The 23,170-nt window shown below is 71.3% G+C and carries 22 protein-coding genes; 10 read left to right on the top strand and 12 right to left on the bottom strand.

What is annotated here, in order from left to right; all coding sequences use genetic code 11:
* Window positions 1-27 precede the first annotated feature (27 nt).
* On the top strand, window positions 28-504 hold the full coding sequence (locus tag HBB12_RS07045) for a hypothetical protein (protein WP_236988687.1): 477 nt from the start codon (window positions 28-30) through the stop codon (window positions 502-504).
* Window positions 505-562: 58 nt separating this feature from the next.
* Here the strand turns inward: HBB12_RS07045 and HBB12_RS07040 are convergent, their stop codons facing one another.
* A complete protein-coding gene (locus HBB12_RS07040) occupies window positions 563-1,291 on the bottom strand; it encodes a substrate-binding domain-containing protein (RefSeq protein ID WP_236988686.1) in 729 nt (242 codons plus the stop codon).
* 202 nt (window positions 1,292-1,493) lie between these two features.
* Between HBB12_RS07040 and HBB12_RS07035 the strand changes: the two genes are divergently transcribed.
* The 3 genes from HBB12_RS07035 (at window position 1,494) to HBB12_RS07025 (ending at window position 4,984) form a co-directional block, all read left to right on the top strand.
* Entirely contained in the window at window positions 1,494-2,792 is a 1,299-nt protein-coding gene (locus tag HBB12_RS07035) for a solute carrier family 23 protein (RefSeq protein ID WP_236988685.1), read from the top strand.
* 318 nt (window positions 2,793-3,110) lie between these two features.
* Window positions 3,111-3,314 carry a hypothetical protein gene (locus tag HBB12_RS07030; RefSeq protein WP_236988684.1) on the top strand — a complete coding sequence of 68 codons (204 nt, stop codon included), beginning with the start codon at window positions 3,111-3,113 and terminating at the stop codon, window positions 3,312-3,314.
* A 287-nt stretch (window positions 3,315-3,601) separates the two neighbouring features.
* Window positions 3,602-4,984, top strand: coding sequence for an adenylate/guanylate cyclase domain-containing protein (locus tag HBB12_RS07025; protein ID WP_236988683.1), 1,383 nt, complete (start codon window positions 3,602-3,604; stop codon window positions 4,982-4,984).
* A 278-nt stretch (window positions 4,985-5,262) separates the two neighbouring features.
* On the opposite strand, the gene HBB12_RS07020 is transcribed toward HBB12_RS07025, so the two are convergent.
* Window positions 5,263-5,493, bottom strand: coding sequence for a hypothetical protein (locus HBB12_RS07020; RefSeq protein ID WP_236988682.1), 231 nt, complete (start codon window positions 5,491-5,493; stop codon window positions 5,263-5,265).
* A gap of 645 nt (window positions 5,494-6,138) precedes the next feature.
* On the opposite strand from HBB12_RS07020, the gene HBB12_RS07015 reads away from it, so the two are divergent.
* On the top strand, window positions 6,139-6,420 hold the full coding sequence (locus HBB12_RS07015) for a hypothetical protein (protein WP_236988681.1): 282 nt from the start codon (window positions 6,139-6,141) through the stop codon (window positions 6,418-6,420).
* 38 nt (window positions 6,421-6,458) lie between these two features.
* Here the strand turns inward: HBB12_RS07015 and HBB12_RS07010 are convergent, their stop codons facing one another.
* The 6 genes from HBB12_RS07010 to HBB12_RS06985 form a co-directional block, all read right to left on the bottom strand.
* Window positions 6,459-7,271 carry a hypothetical protein gene (locus HBB12_RS07010; RefSeq protein WP_236988680.1) on the bottom strand — a complete coding sequence of 271 codons (813 nt, stop codon included), beginning with the start codon at window positions 7,269-7,271 and terminating at the stop codon, window positions 6,459-6,461.
* The gene (gene dapA, locus HBB12_RS07005) at window positions 7,268-8,179 is read right to left on the bottom strand and encodes a 4-hydroxy-tetrahydrodipicolinate synthase (protein WP_236988679.1); all 912 of its coding nucleotides are present in this window, start codon (window positions 8,177-8,179) and stop codon (window positions 7,268-7,270) included. The genes HBB12_RS07010 and dapA overlap by 4 nt, the downstream gene beginning before the upstream one ends.
* Entirely contained in the window at window positions 8,176-8,406 is a 231-nt protein-coding gene (locus tag HBB12_RS07000) for a hypothetical protein (protein WP_236988678.1), read from the bottom strand. The genes dapA and HBB12_RS07000 overlap by 4 nt, the downstream gene beginning before the upstream one ends.
* 227 nt (window positions 8,407-8,633) lie before the next feature.
* Window positions 8,634-9,959 (bottom strand): MFS transporter, encoded by a 1,326-nt coding sequence (locus HBB12_RS06995; protein ID WP_236988677.1) that lies wholly within the window; start codon window positions 9,957-9,959, stop codon window positions 8,634-8,636.
* 225 nt (window positions 9,960-10,184) lie between these two features.
* Window positions 10,185-10,685 (bottom strand): winged helix-turn-helix domain-containing protein, encoded by a 501-nt coding sequence (locus HBB12_RS06990; RefSeq protein WP_236988676.1) that lies wholly within the window; start codon window positions 10,683-10,685, stop codon window positions 10,185-10,187.
* Window positions 10,686-11,322: 637 nt separating this feature from the next.
* A complete protein-coding gene (locus HBB12_RS06985; protein WP_236988675.1) occupies window positions 11,323-12,420 on the bottom strand; it encodes a replication protein RepA in 1,098 nt (365 codons plus the stop codon).
* 922 nt (window positions 12,421-13,342) lie between these two features.
* Between HBB12_RS06985 and mazG the strand changes: the two genes are divergently transcribed.
* From mazG to HBB12_RS06960, 5 genes are all read left to right on the top strand, one after another.
* The gene (gene mazG / locus HBB12_RS06980) at window positions 13,343-14,152 is read left to right on the top strand and encodes a nucleoside triphosphate pyrophosphohydrolase (protein ID WP_236988674.1); all 810 of its coding nucleotides are present in this window, start codon (window positions 13,343-13,345) and stop codon (window positions 14,150-14,152) included.
* A 302-nt stretch (window positions 14,153-14,454) separates the two neighbouring features.
* The gene (locus HBB12_RS06975) at window positions 14,455-15,051 is read left to right on the top strand and encodes a helix-turn-helix domain-containing protein (protein WP_236988673.1); all 597 of its coding nucleotides are present in this window, start codon (window positions 14,455-14,457) and stop codon (window positions 15,049-15,051) included.
* An 8-nt stretch (window positions 15,052-15,059) separates the two neighbouring features.
* A complete protein-coding gene (locus HBB12_RS06970; RefSeq protein ID WP_236988672.1) occupies window positions 15,060-15,575 on the top strand; it encodes a GNAT family N-acetyltransferase in 516 nt (171 codons plus the stop codon).
* A gap of 130 nt (window positions 15,576-15,705) precedes the next feature.
* Window positions 15,706-16,695 carry a catalase family peroxidase gene (locus HBB12_RS06965; RefSeq protein ID WP_236988671.1) on the top strand — a complete coding sequence of 330 codons (990 nt, stop codon included), beginning with the start codon at window positions 15,706-15,708 and terminating at the stop codon, window positions 16,693-16,695.
* A gap of 347 nt (window positions 16,696-17,042) precedes the next feature.
* Window positions 17,043-18,260, top strand: coding sequence for an MFS transporter (locus HBB12_RS06960; protein WP_236988670.1), 1,218 nt, complete (start codon window positions 17,043-17,045; stop codon window positions 18,258-18,260).
* Between the two features lie 9 nt (window positions 18,261-18,269).
* Here HBB12_RS06960 and HBB12_RS06955 read toward each other — a convergent pair whose 3' ends face one another.
* The 4 genes from HBB12_RS06955 to ntrX all read right to left on the bottom strand — a co-directional run bounded on the left by HBB12_RS06955 (window position 18,270) and on the right by ntrX (window position 23,082).
* A complete protein-coding gene (locus HBB12_RS06955; protein WP_236988669.1) occupies window positions 18,270-19,430 on the bottom strand; it encodes an AAA family ATPase in 1,161 nt (386 codons plus the stop codon).
* An 86-nt stretch (window positions 19,431-19,516) separates the two neighbouring features.
* Complete coding sequence (gene hflX, locus HBB12_RS06950; protein ID WP_236988668.1) at window positions 19,517-20,896, bottom strand: GTPase HflX; 1,380 nt, start codon at window positions 20,894-20,896, stop codon at window positions 19,517-19,519.
* A 276-nt stretch (window positions 20,897-21,172) separates the two neighbouring features.
* Window positions 21,173-21,427 carry an RNA chaperone Hfq gene (hfq, locus tag HBB12_RS06945; protein ID WP_048429571.1) on the bottom strand — a complete coding sequence of 85 codons (255 nt, stop codon included), beginning with the start codon at window positions 21,425-21,427 and terminating at the stop codon, window positions 21,173-21,175.
* Between the two features lie 284 nt (window positions 21,428-21,711).
* Window positions 21,712-23,082 carry a nitrogen assimilation response regulator NtrX gene (gene ntrX / locus HBB12_RS06940; protein WP_236988667.1) on the bottom strand — a complete coding sequence of 457 codons (1,371 nt, stop codon included), beginning with the start codon at window positions 23,080-23,082 and terminating at the stop codon, window positions 21,712-21,714.
* Window positions 23,083-23,170 lie beyond the last annotated feature (88 nt).

Genomic DNA, 23,170 nt, shown 5'->3' with positions numbered 1-23,170 from the left:
GCGGTTGGGCGCTCTTCGGAGAAGATCATGCCGCACCACGACACCACCGCCCTCTCGGGCACGATCCAGCACGTCTTCGCGCACCGCTTCACCCTGGAGGCGGACGGCGCGGTCCATCTCGCCGATCTCGGACCCAAGGGGGCGCAGGCCTTCCCCCTCGCCGCCGGCCTGCAGGTGACCCTCGAGGGCGAACGCCGCCCCTCGGAGATCAAGGTCTCGTGGATCGCCGCCGCGGGCCGCGAACCGGTCGAGATCCACCACAAGACGCCGAGCCACCCGGGCAAGCCGCGCTTGGACGCGCCGGTCGATCCCGCTTCCGCACTCGCCGCCATCGTCGCGGCGGGCTGGACGCCGACGGGCGAGCCGCGGCGCAAGCCGAAGCACGTCGAGGTGCTGGCGCGCCGGGGCGAGGGCCCCTGGACCGAACTCCACGTCGACGCCGCCGGAACGATCTACCGGGAAAAGACCCCCGACGCCGACAAGTGGGGCGCGGCCCTCGCCTGATCTCGTCCGGGAGTGCTGCCGGGGGCCGCGGATCGCGCGGCCCCTCACCCTTGCGCGCTCACCCTCCGGCGACCGGCTCCATGCCGGTCCGCCGGATCGCCGCCGCGACCCGGTCCGAGACCAGATGGGCGATCAGCCGCCGGGCCGGTGCGAGGGCAAGTGAATCCGCGAGAATCGCCGCCGTGAAGGTCTGGACGAGCTGGACCGCGTCGGGCAGCGCGCCCACCACCTCGACTCCCGGCACGTCGACGAGCTCGCTCACCGGCCCGAGGGCGAGGTCGGCCTCGCCCGCCGCCAGGGCGGCGGCGGAGTCGGTGCCCCGTGGGAACACCCGCTTGCGCACCGTGTCGGCGATGCCGAGCCGCGGCAGCACGGTCTCCTGGATGAACAGCCCGCTGGTGCTGCCCGGCATCACGACGAGGCGGGCTTGCGCGAGGGTGCGGGCGAGCGCCGCGACGGTGTCGATCGCCGGATGCGGCGTCCCCGCCCGCACCGCGGCACCGAGCGGCGCGGTGGCGAGTGCCATTGCCGATCCGGCGAGGATCCGGCCCTCCTGCGTCAGCTCGTGCAGGCCCTCGTTGGAGAGGATCACCACGTCGACGCGCGCGCCGTGCGCGAGCTGGTGCCGGATGGTCCGCGGCCCCTGCCCCTGCGACGCCCCGGACAGGGTCCGGACCTTCAGCCCCGTCTCGCGCTCGAAATCCGGCAGCACGGCCGCATAGGCGAGGGCGAAGCCGCCCGAGATCATGACGGTGAGGTCGGCGGTGGTCTCGTCGGACGGCGTCATCGGGGGGCTGCCGGTGCGTGGGATCGGGACGGATCCTTCGCGCGAGACCGCGTCCCCGCGCAACGCCTCCTGCCCATGATCGTCTGCCCATCATCCTCTGCCCATGATCGTCTGCCCACGGTCCTGCCCGCACGGCTATTCCCGGACCCGCGCCAAATCCTCTAAGGCCCTCCCCGGACACACGATCAGGGGGGGAGAGAGCATGGAACCGGAGACAGGCACGGACGAGCGGGGCTTTCCGCGCTGGCGGCTCGCACGGGGCCCGGTGGTGCTGCCGGACGAGCGCCCGCCGGGGGGCCAGGTGGTGGTGCTGGCGCTCCAGCACGTCGTGGCGATGTTCGGCTCCACGGCGCTCGCCCCGCTGCTGATGGGGTTCGACCCGAACCTGGCGATCCTGTTCTCCGGCATCGCCACGCTCTTGTTCTTCGTCGTGGTCGGCGGGCGGGTGCCGAGCTATCTCGGCTCCAGCTTCGCCTTCATCGCCGTGGTGATCGCCGCCACCGGCTACGGCGGCAGCGGGCCGAACCCGAATCTCGCGGTGGCGCTCGGCGGCATCATCGCCGCCGGCGCGGTCTACGCGCTGATCGGGATCGCGGTGATGAGGGCGGGTGATGCCTGGATCGGCCGGCTGATGCCGCCGGCGGTGACCGGGGCGATCGTCGGGGCGATCGCCCTCAACCTCGCGCCGATCGGCGTGAAGGGCATCTCGGGCTCCGGGCTCGATGTCGGGGTCGGGCTGTTCACGATCCTGTCGGTGGGGCTTGCCGCCTCCTACCTGCCCGGCGCGGCGCGGCGCCTGCCGCTCCTCATCGGGGCGGCGGCCTCGACCCTGCTCTACGGCGTGCTGGCGAACGGCTTCGGGCTCGCCAAGCCCCTCGACCTCGGGCGCATTGCCGAGGCCCCGTGGTTCGGCTGGCCGCACGTCACCATGCCGGTCTTCGAGCCTGCCGCGATCTGGCTCATCGCCCCGGTCGCCCTGGTGCTGGTCGCCGAGAATCTCGGCCACGTGAAGGCGATCGGCGCGATGACCGGGCGCAACCTCGACCCCTGGCTCGGCCGGGCGTTCCTCGGCGACGGGCTCGCCACGATGCTGTCGGGCTGCTTCGGCGGCACCGGCGTGACCACCTACGCCGAGAACATGGGCGTGATGGCGGTGACCCGGATCTACTCGACCCTGGTCTTCGCCGTCGCCGGGCTCGTGGCGATCCTGTTCGGGCTGTCGCCGAAATTCGGCGCCGCGATCCTGGTGATCCCCGGCCCGGTGATCGGCGGCCTGTCGGTGGTGGTGTTCGGGCTGATCGCCGCGGCGGCGGGGCGGATCTTCGTCGAGAACCGGGTCGACTTCTCCCGCACCCGGGTCCTGCTCACCGTGGGCACCGCGCTCGTGCTCGGCGCCGGCGACTTCACGCTCGGCCTCGGCAGCTTCAAGCTCGGCGGCATCGGAACGGCCACGGCGGCGGCGATCCTGCTCTACCACCTCTTGCGCGACGATCCGGCCTGACGCGGGCGCGAGACTCTGACACGGCAAGGCTCCGAACTCAAAATCGAGCAGCGTCCGATCGCAGGACGACCGGGCGCTGCCTCTGTTCTTTCGGATTTCGAGACCACCGGGACTGGCCGGCTCGTCTGCAACCACGCCCGACGATGTTTCCATGTCATGTTAGCCCATGATCGGTGATGCGGCGAGAAAAGACACCTTGACCCGCAGCATACATCAAATATCGCGTCGATCATCGTCCTATATCGACCGATAGATTCATGATATATTAACGCTACCCGCCCATCGTTACGGGACTGCACTCGGCTGGAGGTCCGGACCATGGCGACGATGACGGCAGCGCAGAGGATGGCCGTGGGGCGATCCGCGGCATCGTCGAAGAATCGGGCCATCGGCCAGGCCGTGTCCAAGGGAAAGGTCGCGGCGAAATCCGGCCCGCGCTCGACCTCCAAGCTGGGAGCCGCCGCAAACGTCAATCTCAGCGCCGCCGCCAGGGTGCGGCTAGCCGAACAGGTTACCCGTTGAGCCCGGCACCGCATCGCTCGACGATCGGGCGAAGACCCGTCGCGGAGGTGCGCGTGTCGCGGCGGAAAGGCAGAGGCCTCACGCGCGACGGCCGGCCCCTTCCGCGAGCCGTCCCCGGTGGCCATTCCGAGGCTCGATCGGATCGGGACGGGCCTCGCTGCCCGCCCATGACAGATTCGGGAAAGCTCGCGCCCCGGGTGGACCAGATCACCACCAGTAGCCGCCCGGTCACCGCCATGCTCTAATCAGGCCATTCTCCGCCCTGTCCAGGGCGACGGGAGGCCGGCATGCAGCCAGGATTGCGCGTGCAGCAGAATCCGCGGCACGAGGCCGCCGCAGGAGACCTTTTCGCCAACCCCCTGGCCGCCCCCCTCGCGGGCGACCTCGTCGCCGGGCTGATGCGCCGCCACGAGGTCGCGGCCGAGCGGCTGATCGGCTGGCTGCGGGTGGGGATCGGGACCTGCGTCTTCGTCACGGTGATCGCGGCGAACCACCTGCTGCAGGAACTGGCCGGCCTGTCGCTCGGGATCTTCCAGCGCAACGCTTGGCTCGCCGCGCTCGGCTTCCTCGCCGTCGGCGCCGTCAGCATCGTGCTCGCGGTGCCGCAGCGCTGGCGGCATCCCTACGCCTACCTGTTCATGGCGCTGGATGTCGGGCTGGTGCTCGCCATCACGGTGCTGGCCCTCGGCGAGCGCGGCCTGCCCGGCAACGCCGTGCCCTCGGCGCCGATCGTCTGGGCGATTCCCCTGGTCCTGGCGGTGGGGGCGCTCCGCTACGACGTGAAGGTCCAGCTCGCGGCGGTCGCGCTCCTGGGGCTCGGCCTCGTCGGCATCGCGGCCGGGCTCGAGCATCCCCTGGTCCTCGATCCGGCCGCCGCCGGCCGTCCGGCCTGGACCCAATTGTTCTCGATGCCCGTCAACGTGATGCGGCTCACGCTGCTGCTGCTCGCCGGGGCGGCGACGGCCTTCGGCATCGTGCGCTCGCGGCGGCTGCTCGCCTCCGCGGTCCGCGACGCGGTCGGGCGCGCCAGCCTGTCGCGCTTCCTGCCGGCCGAGATCGCGCCCCGGCTCGCGGCGGGCGACGCCGCCTTGCGCCGCGGCCGCCGCCAGCGGGCGGTGATCGCCTTCGTGGACATCCGCGATTCGACCGGGATGGCCGAGGGCATGGACCCGGAGGGCCTGTCGCGGTTCTTCACCGCCTTCCGCACCCGGATCCTCGCCTGCGTGCGCCGGCATCACGGCTTCGTCGACAAGTTCATCGGCGACGGCGCCCTGATCCTGTTCGGGGTGCCGGACGAGGGCGGCGACGACGCGGCCCGGGCGCTGGCCTTCGCGCAGGACCTCGTCGGCATCGTCGCGGCCTGGAACGAGACGCGGGAGCCGCCCCGGGCCGTGCGGATCGGCATCGGCATCCATGTCGGCGAGGTCTTTTGCGGCATCGTCGGCGACGAGGAGCGGATGGAGTTCACCGTGCTGGGCGATGCGGTGAACGTCGCCGCGCGCCTCGAACGGGCGACCAAGCGCTACGGCGCGGTGGTGCTCGCCTCCGAGGCCGCCATCGCCGGCTCGTCGGACCCGGCCGCCTGGCGCGAGGTCGGCCGCGAACCCCTCGCCGGCCGCAAGGAGGCCATCACGATCTTCGCCCCCGTCCTCCCGCCCGGAGACGGATGAGGGCCCCGAACGAAGAAGGCCCCGCTTCCGGCGGAGCCTTCTTCTCTCTCGGATTCGGTGACGCGGCCTGGGATCTAAGCAGACTTGCGTTGGCAGGCCAACGCTTCATCCGCTTAGATCCTTGTTTTATCGCAGATTTTTTCCGCAAAATCGGCGGCCACTTTTGCGAAATCTGCTTAGAGCACAGCCCGATCGCGTTGCGATCGAACCCTGCTCTAGGTCTTTGTTTTTGCCGCATTTTCTACGACGAACCGGTATCCACGTCGTCGGAAGATGCTCTAGTCCGGCGGGGAGGCCGGCCGCAGCCGCACCGCCTGGGCCAGGCGGATCAGCTCGCGGGCGGTCAGGCCGCGGCTGTCCTGCTGCGACCAGATCTCCCCGACCGGGCGTGCCCCGCCGGACCCAAGGCCGGACCCGAGCCGGGTCTCGCCGCTTCGCGTCCCGCAGGATCGATCGGACCGGCGGGGCTCTGCGCCCGCGACCCGGTAGGCTCTCGCTGCCGTTCTCATGCGTGCTCCCATGCGAGCCCTCCTGGCGAGCTCTTCAGGCGAACCGGCGGCATGGTTAGCGAAGCGTGGCTGTTTGCGAAATTCTTGAACTTGCGCGGCGGCGCGCTACCCCGCTTCGAGGCAGGGCGAATGTGTGGGCCATCAGCCGGCGACGCGGTTCCTGTTCCCCGCTGCGCCGACCCTCCCGCAACCACCCGGCCCACTGAGCCTCACAGGCTGGCGGGGAGAACTGGTCCACCGCCAACTCGTCGTCACGAGCTCCCTCACGGTCCAGCCTGTCGGCGGAGCCGGAGCGCCACAGGGTACGTCCACGAGGGAGACGTGTCGTCTGACAGGTCACGCTCAGGGGGGCAAGGGGCGGTTTGACGCCCTCTTCGACGCCCCTTGCAGCGACCCGTCCCGCCGTCATGCGCCGCGAGCATGGCGGTCGCGCGGTGAAAACGATTGCAGGGTGCAGTGCAACATGAGACAACGACGTCGCACCGCAGCGATGGCGTCGCGGCGGTGCAGCCCTCTTTGGGCGTTTCCTCCCTAGACTTCGGGCCGCCTCGCAAGGGCGGCCTTTTTTCTGTCCCGCCTGCCCTATCTGCGATGACACCGCCCGGAAACGGGCCGTGATCTTAGGCATGCGGAGAGGTTTTGGAGATGGAGCGCCCGCGGAGCATCGGCCTCGCCTGGTACGAGCCGGGCGATTATCCCCGGATCCGGGAGGCTGCGCCTGAATCCGGCCTGCCCGAGAGCTACGCCGCCTGGCAGATGTCGGCGCTCCAGATCGAGCGCGAGGTGGCGCGCAGCGGGGTGGCGGTGGTCCGCATCCGGATCGAGCCGGAGGCCTTCCTGGCCTGGTGCCGCGCGCGCGGCACCGCACCCGACGCGAAGGCGCGGGCCGCCTTCGTGCGCGAGACGCACGAGGCGGGCGGGAGCTGAGCGTCCCCCCTCGGGTGCCGGATGGAATCGCCGACATCCTACGCGATGTCGAGGCCGACCCGCCCGAGGGGCCCGAAATCCCCCTCGACCCGCTGGCCCGGCCTGACGCGGATCAGCCCGGTGCAGCTCCCGGTGGCGATGGTGTCGCCGGCCTCGAAGCCGCGATCGGCCCGGGCCAGTTCCCCGGCGAGCCAGGCCAGGGCGGCGAGCGGATCGGCGTCCAGGATCTCGGCCAGGACCTCGGCCAGGATCTCGGCCCCGCTCCCCTGCGCCACCGCGTGGCCGTCGAGCCGCAGGATCACAGGGGCGGCGGCGAGGTCGGCCGCGCGCCAGGCGGGAATCGCGGCCCCGCGCAGCTGCGCCGCGTCGAGCGCGAGGTCCGCCGTCGCGGCCCAGGGGCCGAGGGGCACGGAGTCGGGCAGGCGCCGGCCCAGTACCTGCAGGCCGATGCGGCAGGACAGGACGGCGCCGGCGAGCGCCGCGCGGTCGCCCGGATCCTCGCGCTCCTGCGGGAAGGGGCGCCCGAGCACGAACAGGTACTGCGCGCCCACGCCGAGCACGCCCCGGGAACTCCGGACGGCGGCGCCGTCGACGAGGAGCGAGCCGGCCAGGAGCGGCGCGACGACCGGTCCCGGACAGGCGAGCGGGCGCGCGGTGCGCGCGGCGGTGGCGGCGAGCGTGAAGCCCCGCAGGGCCTCGCCGGCGGCGAGCACCGCCTCGGCCTGCACCGCCTCGGCAGCCGTCCGGTCGCGGATCGGCGGGACGGGACCGGCGACCGCCGTGCCGGTGCGCCGCGCCGCCGCCAGGGCACGGCCGAGGTCGCACAGCGCGTCGTCGGCGGGATCGGTCACGCGGCCTCCCCCGGGCGGGCTGGGTCGAGCGCGGCCAGAGCCGCGGCCAGCGCGGCCTCCGTCCCGGGACCGGGCCGCACCAGGGGCAGGCGCAGGTCGGGGGCGAAGCCTGGGCGCAGGAGCGCCAGGGCGAGCTTGACCGGACCCGGATCGGTCTCGCGCGACAGCGCCGCGACCAGCGGCATCAGCCCGGCCTGGATCGCCCGGGCGCGGGCGTGGTCGCCCGCCCGGGCGGCCCGCTGCAGCGCGGCGCAAGGTCCCGGCATCAGGTTGGCGACCACCGAGACGCAGCCCCGCCCGCCCATCATCGCGTGGGCGGCGGCGGTGGCGTCGTCGCCGGAGAACGAGAGGAAGCCCGGACCGGCCCCCGCGACGGAGGCGAGCCGGGCGAGATCGCCGGTGGAATCGACCAGCCCGGCGAGGCCCGGCAGGGCGGCGAGGCGCGCCAGGGTCTCGGGCCGCAGGTCGATCCCGGTGCGGGCCGGGACCGCCTGGACGAGGAGCGGCCGGCCGGCCGCCGCGGCGATCGCCGCGTAATGCCGGACGAGCCCCTCCTGGGTCGGGCGGTTGTAGAAGGGCGTGACCGCCAGGGTGGCGGCGGCCCCGGCGGTCTCCGCCGCCCGGGTCCGGGCGACAGCCGTCCGGGTGCAGGGGCTCTCGGTGGCGGCGATCACCGGCACGCGGCCCCCGGCCGCCTCGAGGACGACGCGCAAGGTCCGGTCGCGCTCCACTTCCGTGAGGGTCGGGCCTTCGCCCGTGGGGCCGCCGACCACCAGGCCCTCGGTGCCTTGCGCGATCTGCCAGGCGACGAGATCGCCGAGCGCCCGCTCGTCGATCCGGCTCCCGCCCGCCGAAAAGGGCGTGACGAGGGCGGTGAGGGCGCCGCCGAGCCCGTGCGCGGGGCTCACGGGGCGAGGGCCAGGGTGGTGTCGGCGAGGCGCACCGCATCGGGCCGGCGGCCGGTCTCGGCGGCGGCGTAATGCAGCGCGTCGCGGCAGGTGCGGAAGATGCCGCCGCCGAGGCCGTGCGTCTCGACGGCGAGCCAGTGGCCCTCGGCGCTGCGGCCGACGAGGAAGGCGAGGGGGAGACGGGCCGGCGCGGTGGTCGGCGTGTTGGCGTCCACGGATCGGGGCATCGGGGGGTTCGGGGTTCGCGCGGCCGTCGTTGCGGCCGCCCCCTCAAGGTGGCCCGGTCGCCGTCAAGGATCGAGGCGGACGGACGGGTCCCGGCATCAAGATCCCATAGGGTTTTGCCGTCGGGACACGGGCGCTCGCCCAGACGGCGATACCCCCGCGGAGGACCGCGAGGGCGAGGATCGCGCCGACGAGCAGGCGGATCAGGCCCCTGCCCCTCATGATGGCGCTACGGCCGCAGCTCGACCCGGCGGATCTCGCCGACCACCACGAGGTAGCACAGGCCCGCCACCAGGGCGTTGAGGCCGACGAAGACCAGGGCGCCGTCGAACGAGCCGGTCCGCTGGACGATGGCGCCGATGACGATCGGCGTGGTGATGCCCGCAAGGTTGCCGAAGGTGTTGAACAGGCCGCCGCTCAGGCCCCCGGATTCCTTCGGCGAGGTGTCCGACACCACCGCCCAGCCGAGCGCGCCGATGCCCTTGCCGAAGAAGGCGAGCGCCATCAGGCCGACCACCAGGGCGTCGGCCTGGACATAGTTGCAGCCGATGATCGCCATCGAGAGCAGCATGCCCGACACGATCGGGATCTTGCGCGCGGCGGTGAGGGAGTAGCCGCGGCGCAGGAGCTGGTCCGAGATCACGCCGCCGAGGATGCCGCCGAGAAAGCCGCACAGGGCCGGCAGGGTCGCGGCGAAACCCGCCTGCAGGATCGACAGGCCGCGCTCCTTCACCAGGTAGACCGGGAACCAGGTGAGGAAGAAATAGGTCAGCGTGTTGATGCAGTACTGGCCGACATAGATGCCGAGCAGCATCCGGTTGACCAGCAGCCGGCGCAGGGTGCGGCCCGCCCGGGTCGCGGTCTCGGCCTTGCGCCCGTCCATGTCCATCATGGCGCCGCCGGCCTCGAGATAGTCGCGCTCGGCCGGGTTGACGGCGGGATGCTCGTGCGGGCCGTGCACCACCCGGGTCCAGAGCAGCGCGAAGGCGATGCCGAGCGCGCCCATCACCGTGAAGACGTGGTGCCAACCGAAGGCGTGGACGATCCAGCCCATGAGCGGGGCGAACAGCACGGTGGCGAAGTACTGCGCCGAGTTGAAGAAGGCCGAGGCCATGCCGCGCTCGTTCGCCGGGAACCAGGCCGCGGTGATGCGGGCATTGGCCGGGAAGACCGGCGCCTCGGCCAGGCCCACGGCGAGGCGAAGGGAGAACAGCACCGCGACGGCGGCGAAGCCGGAGAGGAAGCCGATCGCCCCCTGCATCAGGGTGAAGGCCGACCACAGGAAGATCGCCGCGGCGTAGACCCATTTCACGCCGTAGCGGTCGAGCAGCCAGCCGCCGGGGAGCTGGGCGAGGACGTAGGACCAGGCGAAGGCCGAGAACACGAAGCCCATGGTCACGGCGTCGAAGCCGAGATCCTTGGCCATGGCCGGGCCGGCGATGGCGATGGTCGCCCGGTCGGCGTAGTTGATGGCGGTGGCGGCGAACAGCATCGCCAGGATGACGAGGCGGATGCGGCTCCGCTTCGCGGCCGAAAGGCCGAGGACTGCACTCATGGTTCTCCTCCCGGGCGGCGGGGAACCACGATCGCGTCGTCACGATCGTGTCCCGGGAGCCGCCGCGGCGTCTGTTCGCGCCCCGTCATTCGTCGCAAGGGGCGTTCCGGGACGGGAGACTAGGGGCGGGTCCGGGGCGAGGTCCAAGTCAAAGGGTGAATGGGTCGATGCGCGAACGGCATCGGCCGGGGCCCGACAGCCGATCCCGTCGCATCGATGCCGGGTTCAGGAGGCGAGCCCGTAGACCGCGTCGCCGAGGCGGCGGAAGACGGTGCCGGCTTTCGCGCGCTTCCACAGCCGGGTGTTGAGGGCCGCCACCGGATCATGGCCCGGCAAGGTCAGGCCGCGGGCCGCGAGCCGCTCCCAGATCTCGGCGGCATGCATCGGCCGCCCGGCCTCCGCCAGGATGCCTTCCGCCGCCTCCATCAGCCGGCGCCCCTCCTGGCGCCCCGCCGCGCCGGCGAGAGCCGGAGGGTCGGCCGGCGGCCGGGCGGGCGCGACCATGGACTCCGTCCGCGGCGGCTCGGCCGCGGCGCGCGGGGCCGGAGGCTCCGCGGAGGCCGGAGCGGGCGCGGCCCGAGCCGGCTCGACGGCGGCCCCCGGCCGGGCGAGCCGGCGGCCGAGATCGAGATAGAGTTCGTGCTCGGCGATGGCCCGGTCGAGGGCAGCGCGCTGGCGCCGCAGGTCGTCCAGCCGGGCCTCCGTTTCCGCTTCCGACAGGAACATGTCGCCCTCTTGGAATATTCCATATTCCAAACTGATGCCGTTAGGATCGTCAGGAATGCCCAGAGTAGGAATATTCCGTCGAAGTGCAAGCTCATTGCCGGATCGCTCTCGCGCGATCCACCGCGGAATGGCCGCCTCGCGCCCCGATCGCCCTCTTCCGCGCGAGGCTGGGCGGGACAGGGCACGGCGCGAGACGAATCGAACGCTCACACGGCAGCGGCGCTTTACGAATGAATGCGAAACATTCCATCTATTCAGATTGGAATACGACGTCTCGCGACAGAGCCCATCTTCGTCGCCATCACGGGACCGTGCAGAGGAACGTGGAATGCACGATCGCCGACGACACGGATGGAGTGGAATGCTGGCTGTCCTATCCTGATGCGTCGGCGGTTATGGATCCCGGGTTCTCGACGCCGTCGAGCCCCGGAATGACGAGGAGGGTGTCAATTAAGTGTCTCTCACAAAACTCCCGATCGCCGTCGTCGCTCGCTGTGGCAGCATCGGTGCAACGGGAGTTTTGTGAGGTGCACTAAGTCAGGCGCTCAAACAGGCTCTCGGCGTCTGCGCCCGTTGACCGGCACGAAGAGGCCGGCCGACTCCCCGGACGATGTCGCGTCCCGTCTGCCCCCTCCCCTCAGGCGGCCCCGGCCCGCGCGGCCGCGGCCTTGCGGCGGGCGGGCTTCGGCGGCACCAGGAGGGAGCCGGGATCGGTCGGCAGCAGCTGCAGGCCGGCCTCGTCGAGGCTGATCGGCAGCTTCGGGAAGACTTCCTTGACGTGGGCCAAGTCGGCCTTGAACGCCTGGCGGAAGCTCCGCAGGGAGGCGTTGTCGGCGCCGAACTGCTTGTGGACGAGGTCCCAGCTCAGGCGCAGCGGCCGCTGGAGGCTGCGCAGGCGGTAGCCGATCCAGAACAGGAGATCGAGCTTGCGCGCCGAGCCCGAGAAGGCGCGGGCGGCGCGGATGTCGACCGGCAGGGCGTGCTGGATCAGGTTGTCGTAGAAGTCCTGGTGGAACTGCACCGTCTTCGACCAGGCGATGCCGTCCTGGCCGCTCGAGCGCCAGAGGTCGAGCTGGCGGAAGGGCGGCATGGTGATGGTCGAGGAGCGCGACTGCCCGTCCCACAGGCCGATCTGCATCGTGCAGGCGGCCAGGCGATGCAGCTGCTCCTTGAACTGCCGGATCGTGCCGCGCTCGCCGCCAGTGACGGCAAAGCCCATCTCGCGCATGAAGCCCGACAGGCTGTCGGCGACCTCCACCGTCGGGCTGCGCTGGCGCACCGCCTCGGTGCAGAGATGCAGCAGCACCAGCCGGGCCTTCGGGCCGTAGGGCAAGCCTTGCAGCTCCATCTGGCCGGTCGTCGGGTTCTTCAGGCGGCCGGCGAGGATGCTGAGCGTGTTGCGGCCGTATTCCCGGAAGAACTCCCGTTCCTCGCCGGGGTCGCGGTAGGGCAGGCCGCAGAGCGCCAGGACGGAATGGATGTGCTGGATCGTGTCCGGGGTGACGGGCTCGGCCTCGATCACCATCCGGACCGCGTCGCGCCGGCGCTGGTCGCGCCCCATCGCGGCGCGGGCATCCTGCTGTCGGCCGGTCTCCGCCCGCTCGGCGTCGCGCAGGGCCTGGCGGTGGGCGATGTGCTCGACGATGACCGCGAACAGGAACCCGCCCCGGGCCGCTTCCAGCTCGGCCAGGAGGTCCTCGTCGTGGATCGCCGCGATCTTGGCCTCGATGCTCATGCTGCCGAAACTTGCCTGACGCTGGACGGCGCTCCCCGCCGGTGATGGGCCAAACCTTCATGCACGATTCCGATCCCGGGATTCCGGGGGTGGGGGCGGGTTATCCCAAGATTCCCACGACTCGTCCCCGTTATCCCGCGCGGATTCCGGCGGCCCGCCCGCCGCGCGGTCCCTCCGACCCTCCGGGAGGCCCGAGGGACCTCCACCGGGAGCCGCCGGCCGGGTTTCCCGGTGGCGCTGCCCCGTGCCCCCTTCCCCTGCCCCCTGCCCCCTTCCCCTTAAGCCACTCCCGCACCCGGTGGGCGGCCTGTGCACGGCCCTGTGGGCCCGGCCGGGACGGGGCTGTGGCCACGCCTGGGGCAAGCCGGTGGATGGGCGGTGGGCGGGCCCGCGCAGAGTTCGATACGGGGCCGGATCCGAGGATCGCCGCTCGCGCAGAGTTCGATACGCGAGACCACCGCGAAACCGGCCGGTTTCCGAGGGCTCGGAGAGCGCCCGACGCCGAATCCGATGCGCAGCCACGCCGAATCCGATGCGCGAACCCCCGGAATCCCCGCAGAGTCCGATGCGCCTCCACGCAGAGTCCGATGCCGATCCACGCAGACCCGTATGCGCGACCACCCCGTAACTCCCTGTCGGATCAGCGGAATTAACCCCTCCATATAATCCACATAACTGACTCTCTGAGAATCCATGACTGATAAGTCACCTATAGGCCCGAGAGAGGGTTCGTTTTGAAGAACGCCGGGGCGCGCCTTCGGCGCGGATTGGATACAATCTTTGCAGAGTGGGAATTTATGGAATAATCGAGGAATATCAGGCCCCTGCCCTGCCCCTCGGCCCGCTTCCCCGGGCGCTCCGGGGCGCCTATGAGCGGGCTGACGGCGCCGCCGGATGCGGCGCGGGCGGATGGCGAGCGACCATGAGCACCACCCCGATCGCGCGGCTTCTCGGGATCATGGCCGCCTTGCGCGACCCGGAGGGCGGCTGTCCCTGGGACCTGGCGCAGACCCATGCCAGCATCGTCCCCTACACGATCGAGGAGGCCTACGAGGTCGCCGAGGCGGTGGAGAGCGGAGATCCGGAGGAGTTGCGCGACGAGCTCGGCGACCTCCTGTTCCAGGTCGTGTTCCAGTCCCGGATCGCCGAGGAGGCCGGCATCTTCGCCTTCGACGACGTGGCCACCGCCATCGCCGACAAGATGGTGCGCCGCCACCCCCACATCTTCGGCGAGGTCCGCGGTCTCGATCAGGCCGCGGTGAACGCCCAATGGGCGGCGATCAAGGCCGAAGAACAAGCGGCGAAGCAGCAGGCGGCGAAGGGGAGCCCGGCTCCGCAGGGGACGCTCTCCGGCGTGCCCCTGGCGCTGCCCGCCCTCGCCCGGGCCGAGAAGATCTCGCGCAAGGCCGCCGCCGTCGGCTTCGACTGGCCGGACGCCGCCGAGGTCGTCGCCAAGGTGCGCGAGGAGACCGACGAGGTCGTGCAGGCGCTGGCCGGGGAAGGCCCGGAGGCGGTGGCCGAGGAGATCGGCGATTTGCTGTTCTCGGTCGCCAACCTCGCCCGCCATGCCGGCGTCGATCCGGAAGAGGCTTTGCGGCGGGCCAACCTGAAATTCCAGCGCCGCTTTTCCGCCATGGAGGCGGAGGTGACGAAGGACGGCCGCCCCCTGAAAGACGCCGGCCTTGCCGCGATGGAGGAGGCCTGGGTGGCGGTGAAGTGGCGGGAGCGCTGAGCGCACCCGATATATGAAGTGAGGCGGCCACGCCGGACCGTCGGACATCACGCCCTCCGCGTCATCCTGGGGCCCGCCGCAGGCAGGAACCCGGAATCCATGACCGCTGACGATTCCGGACGAGGCGGTCGGCGTTCCGCCTCATCCCGCACCGTCGGCGTTCATGGATCCCGGGTTCCGCTGCGCGGCCCCGGGATGACGAAGTGGGTTCGAGGAGCGTCGGTGCGACGGGCGGAAGACCCCCGACGGAGAGACGGCCGCCGGGCTTGACCGTCGTTCGAATGTGAGAGAATTTCTCATTCATGAGAGATGATCTCGTGCCCGATTCCTTGCCCGACCCCCAGGCCTCGGACATCGACCTGCGCCTCGCCGCCCGGCTCGCTGCCTTACGCCAGGAGCACGGCCTGTCCCTCGACGCGCTGGCCTCCACGAGCGGCATCAGCCGGGCGACCCTGTCGCGGCTGGAGCGCGCCGAGACCAGCCCGACCGCCTCGCTGCTCGGCCGGCTCTGCACCGTCTATGGCCGGCCGATGTCGCGGCTGCTCGCCGAGATCGAGGCCGACCCGGCTCGGGTCGTGCGCCACGCCGAGCAAAGCGTCTGGGTCGATCCCGAGACGGGGTTTCGCCGCCGCCTCGTCTCGCCCCCGGCGCGTGGCTTCTCGGCGGAGCTCGTCCTCGGCACCCTGCCGGAGGGGGCGACGATTGCCTATGCCGCGCCGCCGGTCGGCGGCCTGGAGCATCACCTCTGGATGCTGGAAGGCCGGCTCGACCTCACCCTCGACGGCGTGACCCACGCCCTCTCGCCGGGGGATTGCCTGCGCTACCAGCTCGCCGGCGCCTCCCGCTTCACCTGCCCGGGCCCGGAGGCCCGCTACCTCATCGCGATCTGCCGGCCGTGAGACCCACCATGACGACGATCGACACCCTCTCCCCCGAGGAAGCGGAAGCCGCCCTGCCCGAGCTGGCCGCCCTGCTCCTGGCTTGCGTCCTCGACGGGGCCAGCATCGGCTTCGTGCTCCCCTTCACCCTGTCCGAGGCGGAAGACTTCTGGCGCGACGGGCTACCGGCCCTGCGGAGCGGGGCGCGCCGGCTGCTGGTGGCCCGCCACGACGGGCGCATCCTCGGCTGCACCCAGGTCGGCCTCGCCTCGCCGCCGAACGGCCGCCACCGGGCCGAGATCACCAAGGTGCTGGTCCATCCGGAGGCGCGCCGCCGCGGCCTCGGCCGGGCACTGATGCGGGAAGCGGAAGCCGTCGCCGCCGCCGAGGGGCGCTCGCTCCTGATCCTCGACACCCGGGCCGGTGATGCCGGCGAGGCGCTCTACCGCGCGCTGGGCTACGCCGTCACCGGCACGGTGCCGGACTACGCCTGCTCGCCGACGGGCGAGCGGGAGCCCTGCACCTTCATGCACAAGCGGCTGTGATCCGCATGCCAGTCCGGAACCTGCCAGTCCGGAACCTGACGAATTTTTGATCGGCAATCGCTTGCGCGCAATCGAATCGTCGGGTCATGTCGCGCCGGGCCGACTCGGCCCTGTGCAGGGATGACCGACCATGACCCACGCCACCCTCCGGCGCACGCTGCTCGGTGCCGCGCTGATCCTCGCCGCCGCGCCTGCTCTCGCTCAGGATGCCTCGTCCACCGCCGAGCAGACCATCGCGGCGATGACCAAGATCTTCGGCGACCATCCTGGCAAGCGCTCGAACCACGCCAAGGGCGTGGTGGTGGAGGGCAGCTTCACCCCGTCGAAGGACGCCAGGACCCTGAGCAAGGCGGGCGTGTTCTCCGGCGCCGCCGTGCCGGTGACCGTGCGCTTCTCCGACGCGACCGGCCTGCCGGAGATCCCCGACGGCGCGCCCCAGGCCAACCCGCACGGCCTGTCGATCAAGTTCAAGCCCGCCGACGGCTCCGAGATGGACGTCGTCACCAACTCGCTGAAGTTCTTCCCCGTCGCGACCGGCGAGGAGTTCCGCGATCTCCTGGTGGCGATCACCAGGAGCGGCCCCGACGCACCGAAGCCGACCCCGGTCGAGCAGTTCATGGCGGCGCATCCGGCCGCCCCGAAGGCGCTCGCCAGCGCCCGGACCCCGTCGAGCTTCGGCCGCCAGGTCTATAACGGCGTCAACGCCTTCGTGCTGGTCGACGCCGCCGGCAAGCGCACCCCCTTCCGCTACCGCATCGTGCCGGTGGCCGGCGAGGAGATCCTGAGCGCCGACGAGGCCAAGGCCAAGGGCCCGAACTACCTCGTCGAGGAGATGCCGGCCCACCTCGCCAAGGCGCCGGTCGCCTTCCGGATCGAGGCGCAGATCGCCCAACCCGGCGATTCGACCAAGGACGCGACGGTGCCCTGGCCGGAGGACCGCCGCTTCGTCGATCTCGGCACCCTGACGCTGACCAAGGCGGTGCCCGACAGCCAGACCGCCGAGAAGGCGCTGCTGTTCATGCCCAACAACCTGCCGGACGGCGTCGAGGTCTCGGACGACCCGCTGATCGACGCCCGGGTCCAGGCCTACGCGATCTCGTTCGGTCGTCGTTCGCAGTGAGAGATGGGCGCGCGGCCCGGGGATGGCCCGGGCCGCGCGCCGCGTTTCCGGCCTGTCCGGTCGATCGCCGCCGACATGTTTGAAACCGACCATGTCATTCCGGGGCCGCGCCAGCGGAGCCCGGAATCCAGACACTCAGGTGGAATAGAACTAAGCGGAACGCTGGCCGCTTCTTTCTGGATCACCCGCGGTTCTGGATTCCGGGCTCCGCTGGCGCGGCCCCGGAATGACACGGAGAGGCGGAGAAGAATGCGCTGATTCTGCACTGTCGACAGAGTCGCATAGTCTGTCGTCCTTCCGGGAGATCGTCGTTGCCGCGGTCCCGCCCCTCCGCTACCTCCCACCCCATGCCCCCCTTCATCACGGCCAACCTGCGCTGGCTCGCGGCCGGGTTCCTGCTCCTGTTCTGCGGCTGCTTCGGCCAGACCTTCGTGGTTGCCTTGTCGAGCGGGGCGATCCGGCGGGAGTTCGGGCTGTCGGACGGGGCGTTCGGGGCGCTCCATGCCGGCGTCACCCTGGCCTCGGCCCTGGCGCTCGCCGGTCTCGGCGGGCTCATCGACCGCTGGCCGGCGACGCGGGTGGTAAGCCTCGCAGGCAGCCTCCTGGCCATGGGCGCCGCCGGCCTCGGCCTGTCGCCGAACCTGGGCGTGCTGGCCTCGAGCCTGTTCCTGCTCCGCCTCGCCGGCCAGGGGCTGATGCTCCAGACCGCCTACACGCTGCTCGGACGCTGGTTCTCGGCGGAGCGCGGCCGGGCGGTGTCGCTCGCGGCGCTCGGGCTCAATGCCGGCCAGGCCTGCCTGCCCCTCGGCTTCGTCGCGGCAGCCGGTGTCCTCGGCTGGCGCGGCGCCTGGCTCGGCATCGCCGGGCTCCTGGTCCTCGTCGCCCTGCCGCTGGCCCGCCATCTCGTGGCGCGCGAGCGGGTGCCGGAGGAGACGACCCGCGCCGGCCCGGCCGAGGGGGCGACCCGGGCGCAAGCCCTCGCCGACCCGTTCCTGTACCTGTTGCTGCTGGCGATGCTGCCGCCCTCCTTCATCAGCAACACCATCTTCTTCCACCAAGTGCATCTGGCCGAGAGCCGGGGCTGGCCGCCGGAGTTGCTCGCCGCCGCCTTCCCGCCCTATGCGGCCGCGACCTTCGTCGTCCTGCTCGTGGCCGGCCGCCTCGTCGACCGGTTCTCCGCCCTGGCTTTGCTGCCCCTCTACCTGGTGCCGTTCGGCCTCGCCTGCCTGATCCTCGGCGGGGTCTCGGCTCGTTCAGCCGCCTTCGCCTTCATGCTGCTCTACGGCGTCACCGACGGGATCTCGCTCACCCTGTTCGGCGCCCTCTGGCCGGAGGTCTACGGCACCCGCCATCTCGGGGCGATCCGCGGTACCATCGTGGCGATCATGGTGCTCGGCACGGCGCTCGGCCCGTTCCTGTCGGGCCTGCTCATCGATGCCGGGGTGCCGTTCGCCGGCATCGTCACCGGGATGGGGGTCTATTGCCTCGCCGTCTCCGGCGCCCTGCTCCTGGTCCGGCGCCGCTTCATCGGGCATCTGCGCGGGCGCCGCTTCGCCGCGGCATGACCCGGGCGTCTATCGTTTCGGCCAGGTCCAGGATGGCGGGTCGTGGTCCGGCGCCAGGGTCTCGCCGAGACGCTTGTCCAGGGTGATGCGGGCCGCGCCCTGCCGCTCCAGGGCCGCCACCAGGGCGGCGGCGTGCGACACCACCAGGACCTGCGTGGCTTGCGCCGCCCGCGCGATCAGCGCGGCCAGCGGCGCCAGCAGGTCGGCATGCAGGCTGGTCTCGGGTTCGTTGAGCACCATCAGCTCGGGCGGGCGCGGCGACAGGAGGGCTGCGGCGAGCAGGATGTAGCGCAGGGTCCCGTCCGAGAGCTCGGGCCCGCGCAAGGGGCGCAGCAGCCCGTGCTGGCCGAGTTCGAGCGAGAACTGGCCCTCGCTCGCCGCCACCGACACCGTCGCCCCCGGGAACGCCTCGGCGATGGTGGCGTCGAGGGCGTCCCGGTCGCCGATCTCGATGATCGTCCGGATCGCCGCCGCGACGTCGGCGCCGTCGGCGGCCAGCACCGGCGTGCGGGTGCCGATCTGCGGCCGGCGGGCCGGCGCGTCCCGGTCGGTGCGGACATGGTCGTAGAAGCGCCAGGCCCGCATCCGCTCGCGGAGCATCAGCACGTCGAGGGCGTCGCGAGGGTCGGCGCCGTGGGTCATCAGGCTGTCGAAGGCGGGCAGATCGCGCAGGGCCTCGGTCCAGCTGCCGGACCCGTCGCGCAGGCGCACCAGCGGCCCGCGCCGCTCGGCGAAGACGTTCGCCCGACCGACGATCGGCCCGGTCCAGACGCTCTCGGCCTTGATCTCCGGGTCCTGGGAAAAGAACGTGCCCGAAAAGCTCGTGGCCGGCAGGCCGAGGGCGATGGCGTAGCCGACATCGTCGTCGGAGAAGCCGAGCTTCAGCTCGACCGGATGGCGCCGCACCGTGCCCTCGACCCGCCGCGCCCCGGACAGGACCTGGCGCCCGAACGTCTCCGGCCCGGCCCACAGCGCCGAGGCGAAGCCCCCCTCCCGGGCGAGGGACGGGATCGCCCGCCCTTGCGCGACCTCGGCGAGGAGGCGAAGGGCACGGTAGAGGCTCGACTTGCCGCTGCCATTGGCCCCCGTCACCACGGTCAGCCGGTCGAGGCCGAGCACGATGTCGCGCAAGGAGCGGTAGCCGGAGATGGCGAGGCGGTGGATCGGCATGGGCGCGAAGGTTTCGCCGCACTCGACTTGTCGTTATTATTGCGGATCAAAATCAATGTATTCGTGCGGCGATGCCCAAGGGCGCCTCACCCACTCCCCTTCAACCGCCGCGCCGCCCCGAACCGGTTGAGGAACCGCGGCTCCTTCTCCGGCGCGACCCGGACGACGAGATGCATCGCGCCCTCGGCATCCTCGCGGCGGTCGAGCACCTCGGCATTCTCGTAGAGCCAGTGCAGCTCCGCGCCTTGCGCCGGCTCCAGGATCACCGCGAAGCTCGTGCGGGCCGCCGCGATCCGGGCCTCGATCCTGCTCATCAGGCGGTCGATGCCCTCGCCGGTCAGCGCCGAGAGCAGGACCGGCCCGGAGCCCTTGGCGCCGTTCGGCCGGCTCAGGTTCATCAGGCGCTCGCGCTCCGCCTCGTCGAGGAGGTCGGCCTTGTTCCAGACCTCGATGATGCGGTCGGCATCGGGCTCGATGCCGAGTTCGGCGAGCACCTGCGCCACGTCGGCGCCTTGCGCCTCCGCATCCTCGTGGGCGATGTCGCGGACGTGGAGCAGGATGTCGGCCTCGATCACGTCCTCCAAAGTCGCCCGGAAGGCGGCGATCAGCATGGTCGGCAGGTCGGAGATGAAGCCGACGGTGTCGGACAGGATCGCGGTCTCGCCGTGCGGCAGCTTGATGGCGCGGGCCGTCGGGTCGAGGGTGGCGAACAGCATGTTCTCCGCCAGCACCTCGGCCCGGGTCAGGCGGTTGAACAGGGTCGACTTGCCGGCATTGGTGTAGCCGACGAGCGCCACGATCGGGTACGGCACCCGGCGGCGGGAGCGGCGGTGCAGGCCGCGGGTGCGGGTGACGGTCTCCAGATCGCGCTCGATCCGGGTCATCCGCTCCTGGATCATCCGCCGGTCGGCCTCGATCTGGGTCTCGCCCGGGCCGCCGAGGAAGCCGAAGCCGCCGCGCTGGCGCTCGAGGTGGGTCCAGGACCGCACCAGCCGGCTGCGCTGGTAGGCGAGATGCGCATGCTCGACCTGGAGCGTGCCCTCGCGGGTCGAGGCGCGCCGCCCGAAGATCTCCAGGATCAGGCCGGTCCGGTCGATGACCTTGACGCCCCAGGCCTTTTCCAGGTTGCGCTGCTGCACCGGCGAGAGCGCGCAATCCATCACCACGAGGCGGATGCCCTCGGCCTCGATGCGCCCGCCGATCTCCTCCACCCTTCCCTTGCCGAGATAGGTCGAGGGCCGGATCTGCTGGATCGTGACGAGGAGCTTGTCGGCCACGTCGAGCTCGATCGCGGCGGCCAGCCCCACCGCCTCGTCGAGGCGGGCGAGAGCCGGGCGCGGCTCACCGTGGGCGTCGCGCTTCGTCGGGTAGGGGCCGATCACCAGCGTGCGGGTCTCGGCCGCGATCGCGGCCTCCGGCTCGGCCTGGCCTTGCAGGCGGATCTCGCCCTGTATCCGCGGTTCCATCGTGTCTCCGGTCGCTCCCGCGTCGGTCGGGAGTCCATCGGATAGAGGTTGGATGAGGGGCCGCGAGAATCAAGCGGCAGGGCGTCTCCGCGGCCCGGGATCCGCGGACTTCTTGCAGGGAGGGTCCGTCTGACAAAAAACAGGCCGCACGATGCGGCCTGGACACTGGCATGGACACGTCTTGCGGGGCCCTCGGGGGCCGCGCCGCTCGCGCCTTTTCCTCGGAACGGGATCAGGCCTTCAGGGGATCGGGCCTGGGAGACCAGGCCTGGGGTATTAGGCCTTCTCGGCCCCCTCCTCGCCCTGCTCGAACAGCTGCACCGGATGGCCGGGCATGATCGTCGAGATCGCGTGCTTGTAGACCAGCTGCGAGTGGCCGTCGCGCCGCAGCAGCACGCAGAAGTTGTCGAACCAAGTCACGACACCCTGCAACTTCACACCGTTGACCAAAAAGATCGTCAGCGGAATCTTGTTCTTGCGAACGTGGTTGAGGAAGGTGTCCTGCAGATTCTGAGCGCGTTCGCCCGCCATTCTTCTTGTCCTTTGAACCCGCTGCCAGTCCTGTCGACGGGTCGGTCCGTGTTGTCGTTATGCGGGAGGCGCGGCGCGCCGCCCCGGGAGCCGGCCGCTCCATTACACGGTGAAGCTCGTCCGGGCGCAAGTGCAGACTGGCCGCAGGGGAAGTCCCCGGCCACCGAACCTGCCGCATCCGGCTCGTGCTCGCGATCCTGTCGCGCCCCGGCCACAGGCCGCCCTAGCAGAAGGACCCGAGCTTGGCACTCACAAATGTGGGATCGAGCGGGTCGTCATCCTCGTCAGGCGCCGATGCCCAGCGACTTGAGCTTCCGGTGCAGGGCCGAGCGCTCCATGCCGATGAACTCGGCGGTGCGGGAGATGTTGCCGGAGAAGCGGGCGATCTGGGCCACCAGGTATTCGCGCTCGAAGATCTCGCGGGCCTCGCGGAGCGCCAGGCTCATCAGCTTCTCGCCGCCGGCGCCGCTCGGGGTAGTGGGTACGAGCGCGCCGACCTCGCTCGGCAGCATCTCGGTCGTCACCTCGGTCTCGGGGTCTCCTTGCGTCAGGATCATCAGCCGCTCGACGTTGTTGCGCAGCTGGCGCACGTTGCCGGGCCAGTCGTGCGATTGCAGCACCGCCATGGCGTCGGCGGCGATGCGCCGTTGCGGCAGGCCGGTGGCGCCCGAGATCTGCTCCATGAAGAACGTGATCAGCTCCGGCACGTCCTCGCGCCGCTCGGCGAGCGAGGGCACCCGGATCGGTACCACGCTCAGGCGATGGAACAGGTCCTCGCGGAAGCGCCCGCCGGCGATTTCCTCCGCGAGATCGCGCGACGACGACGAGATGATCCGCACGTCGACATGGACCCGGGTGGTGCCGCCGACGCGCTGGAAGTTCTGGTCGACGAGGACCCGCAGGATGCGGTTCTGGGTCTCGCGGGGCATGTCCGCGACCTCGTCGATGTAGAGGCTGCCGCCATGGGCTTCTTCCAGCGCGCCGACCCGGCGCGGCTTGCCGTCGGCCGCCTCGACGCCGAACAGCTCGGCCTCCATCGTGTCGGGGGTGATCGTCGCGGCGTTGATCACCACGAAGGGTCCGTTCGCCCGCGACGAGGCGGCGTGGATGGTGCGGGCCGAGAGTTCCTTGCCCGAGCCCGGCGCGCCCGAGATCATCACCCGGGCGTTGGTGGGCGCGACGCGCTCGACGGTCTGGCGCAGCTGGTTGGCCGCCACCGAGGCGCCGACGATGCGGCTCGCCTGGCCCGACCGCGCCTTGAGGTCGCGCACCTCGCGCTTGAGGCGCGAGGCCTCCAGCGCCCGCTCGGCGACCAGGATCAGCCGGTCGGCCTTGAACGGCTTCTCGATGAAGTCGTAGGCGCCCGCCTTGATCGCCGAGACCGCGGTCTCGATGTTGCCGTGGCCCGAGATCATCACCACCGGCAGGTCCGGGGCCTGGGCCTTGATCACGTCGAGTACCTGCAGCCCGTCGAGGCGCGAGCCCTGGAGCCAGATGTCGAGGAAGACGAGGTGCGGGCGGCGCGCCTCGATCGCCGCGAGCGCCTCGTCGGAGGAGCCGGCGGTGCGGGTGCGGTGGCCCTCGTCGTCGAGGATGCCGGCGACGAGCTCGCGGATGTCGGCCTCGTCATCGACGATCAGAATGTCGGCGCTCATGGCTCAGGGCCTCCCCGCGGCGTGGGCGGCGGTCCTGACGGCCCCGCGGCACCCCGTGCTGTATCGAAAATGGCTGTGATGAAGACGG

It is taken from the genome of Methylobacterium sp. SyP6R (genome assembly GCF_019216885.1).
Classification (GTDB): domain Bacteria; phylum Pseudomonadota; class Alphaproteobacteria; order Rhizobiales; family Beijerinckiaceae; genus Methylobacterium.
The sequence above is the reverse complement of the archived record's forward strand: the minus strand, read 5'-3'. Positions and strand labels throughout refer to the sequence as shown.

What these genes read in the sequence shown, in the direction of transcription:
- HBB12_RS06970 (WP_236988672.1), top strand. Translation starts at nt 15,060, where the DNA reads ATGACGACGATCGACACCCTCTCCCCCGAGGAAGCGGAAGCCGCCCTG.
- HBB12_RS07045 (WP_236988687.1), top strand. Translation starts at nt 28, where the DNA reads ATGCCGCACCACGACACCACCGCCCTCTCGGGCACGATCCAGCACGTC.
- HBB12_RS07015 (WP_236988681.1), top strand. Translation starts at nt 6,139, where the DNA reads ATGGAGCGCCCGCGGAGCATCGGCCTCGCCTGGTACGAGCCGGGCGAT.
- HBB12_RS07040 (WP_236988686.1), bottom strand. Translation starts at nt 1,291, where the DNA reads ATGACGCCGTCCGACGAGACCACCGCCGACCTCACCGTCATGATCTCG.
- HBB12_RS07035 (WP_236988685.1), top strand. Translation starts at nt 1,494, where the DNA reads ATGGAACCGGAGACAGGCACGGACGAGCGGGGCTTTCCGCGCTGGCGG.
- HBB12_RS06975 (WP_236988673.1), top strand. Translation starts at nt 14,455, where the DNA reads ATGAGAGATGATCTCGTGCCCGATTCCTTGCCCGACCCCCAGGCCTCG.
- mazG (WP_236988674.1), top strand. Translation starts at nt 13,343, where the DNA reads ATGAGCACCACCCCGATCGCGCGGCTTCTCGGGATCATGGCCGCCTTG.
- HBB12_RS06995 (WP_236988677.1), bottom strand. Translation starts at nt 9,959, where the DNA reads ATGAGTGCAGTCCTCGGCCTTTCGGCCGCGAAGCGGAGCCGCATCCGC.
- HBB12_RS07020 (WP_236988682.1), bottom strand. Translation starts at nt 5,493, where the DNA reads ATGAGAACGGCAGCGAGAGCCTACCGGGTCGCGGGCGCAGAGCCCCGC.
- HBB12_RS07025 (WP_236988683.1), top strand. Translation starts at nt 3,602, where the DNA reads ATGCAGCCAGGATTGCGCGTGCAGCAGAATCCGCGGCACGAGGCCGCC.
- HBB12_RS06955 (WP_236988669.1), bottom strand. Translation starts at nt 19,430, where the DNA reads ATGCCGATCCACCGCCTCGCCATCTCCGGCTACCGCTCCTTGCGCGAC.
- hflX (WP_236988668.1), bottom strand. Translation starts at nt 20,896, where the DNA reads ATGGAACCGCGGATACAGGGCGAGATCCGCCTGCAAGGCCAGGCCGAG.
- HBB12_RS07000 (WP_236988678.1), bottom strand. Translation starts at nt 8,406, where the DNA reads ATGCCCCGATCCGTGGACGCCAACACGCCGACCACCGCGCCGGCCCGT.
- ntrX (WP_236988667.1), bottom strand. Translation starts at nt 23,082, where the DNA reads ATGAGCGCCGACATTCTGATCGTCGATGACGAGGCCGACATCCGCGAG.
- HBB12_RS06985 (WP_236988675.1), bottom strand. Translation starts at nt 12,420, where the DNA reads ATGAGCATCGAGGCCAAGATCGCGGCGATCCACGACGAGGACCTCCTG.
- HBB12_RS06990 (WP_236988676.1), bottom strand. Translation starts at nt 10,685, where the DNA reads ATGTTCCTGTCGGAAGCGGAAACGGAGGCCCGGCTGGACGACCTGCGG.
- HBB12_RS07030 (WP_236988684.1), top strand. Translation starts at nt 3,111, where the DNA reads ATGGCGACGATGACGGCAGCGCAGAGGATGGCCGTGGGGCGATCCGCG.
- HBB12_RS06965 (WP_236988671.1), top strand. Translation starts at nt 15,706, where the DNA reads ATGACCCACGCCACCCTCCGGCGCACGCTGCTCGGTGCCGCGCTGATC.
- hfq (WP_048429571.1), bottom strand. Translation starts at nt 21,427, where the DNA reads ATGGCGGGCGAACGCGCTCAGAATCTGCAGGACACCTTCCTCAACCAC.
- HBB12_RS06960 (WP_236988670.1), top strand. Translation starts at nt 17,043, where the DNA reads ATGCCCCCCTTCATCACGGCCAACCTGCGCTGGCTCGCGGCCGGGTTC.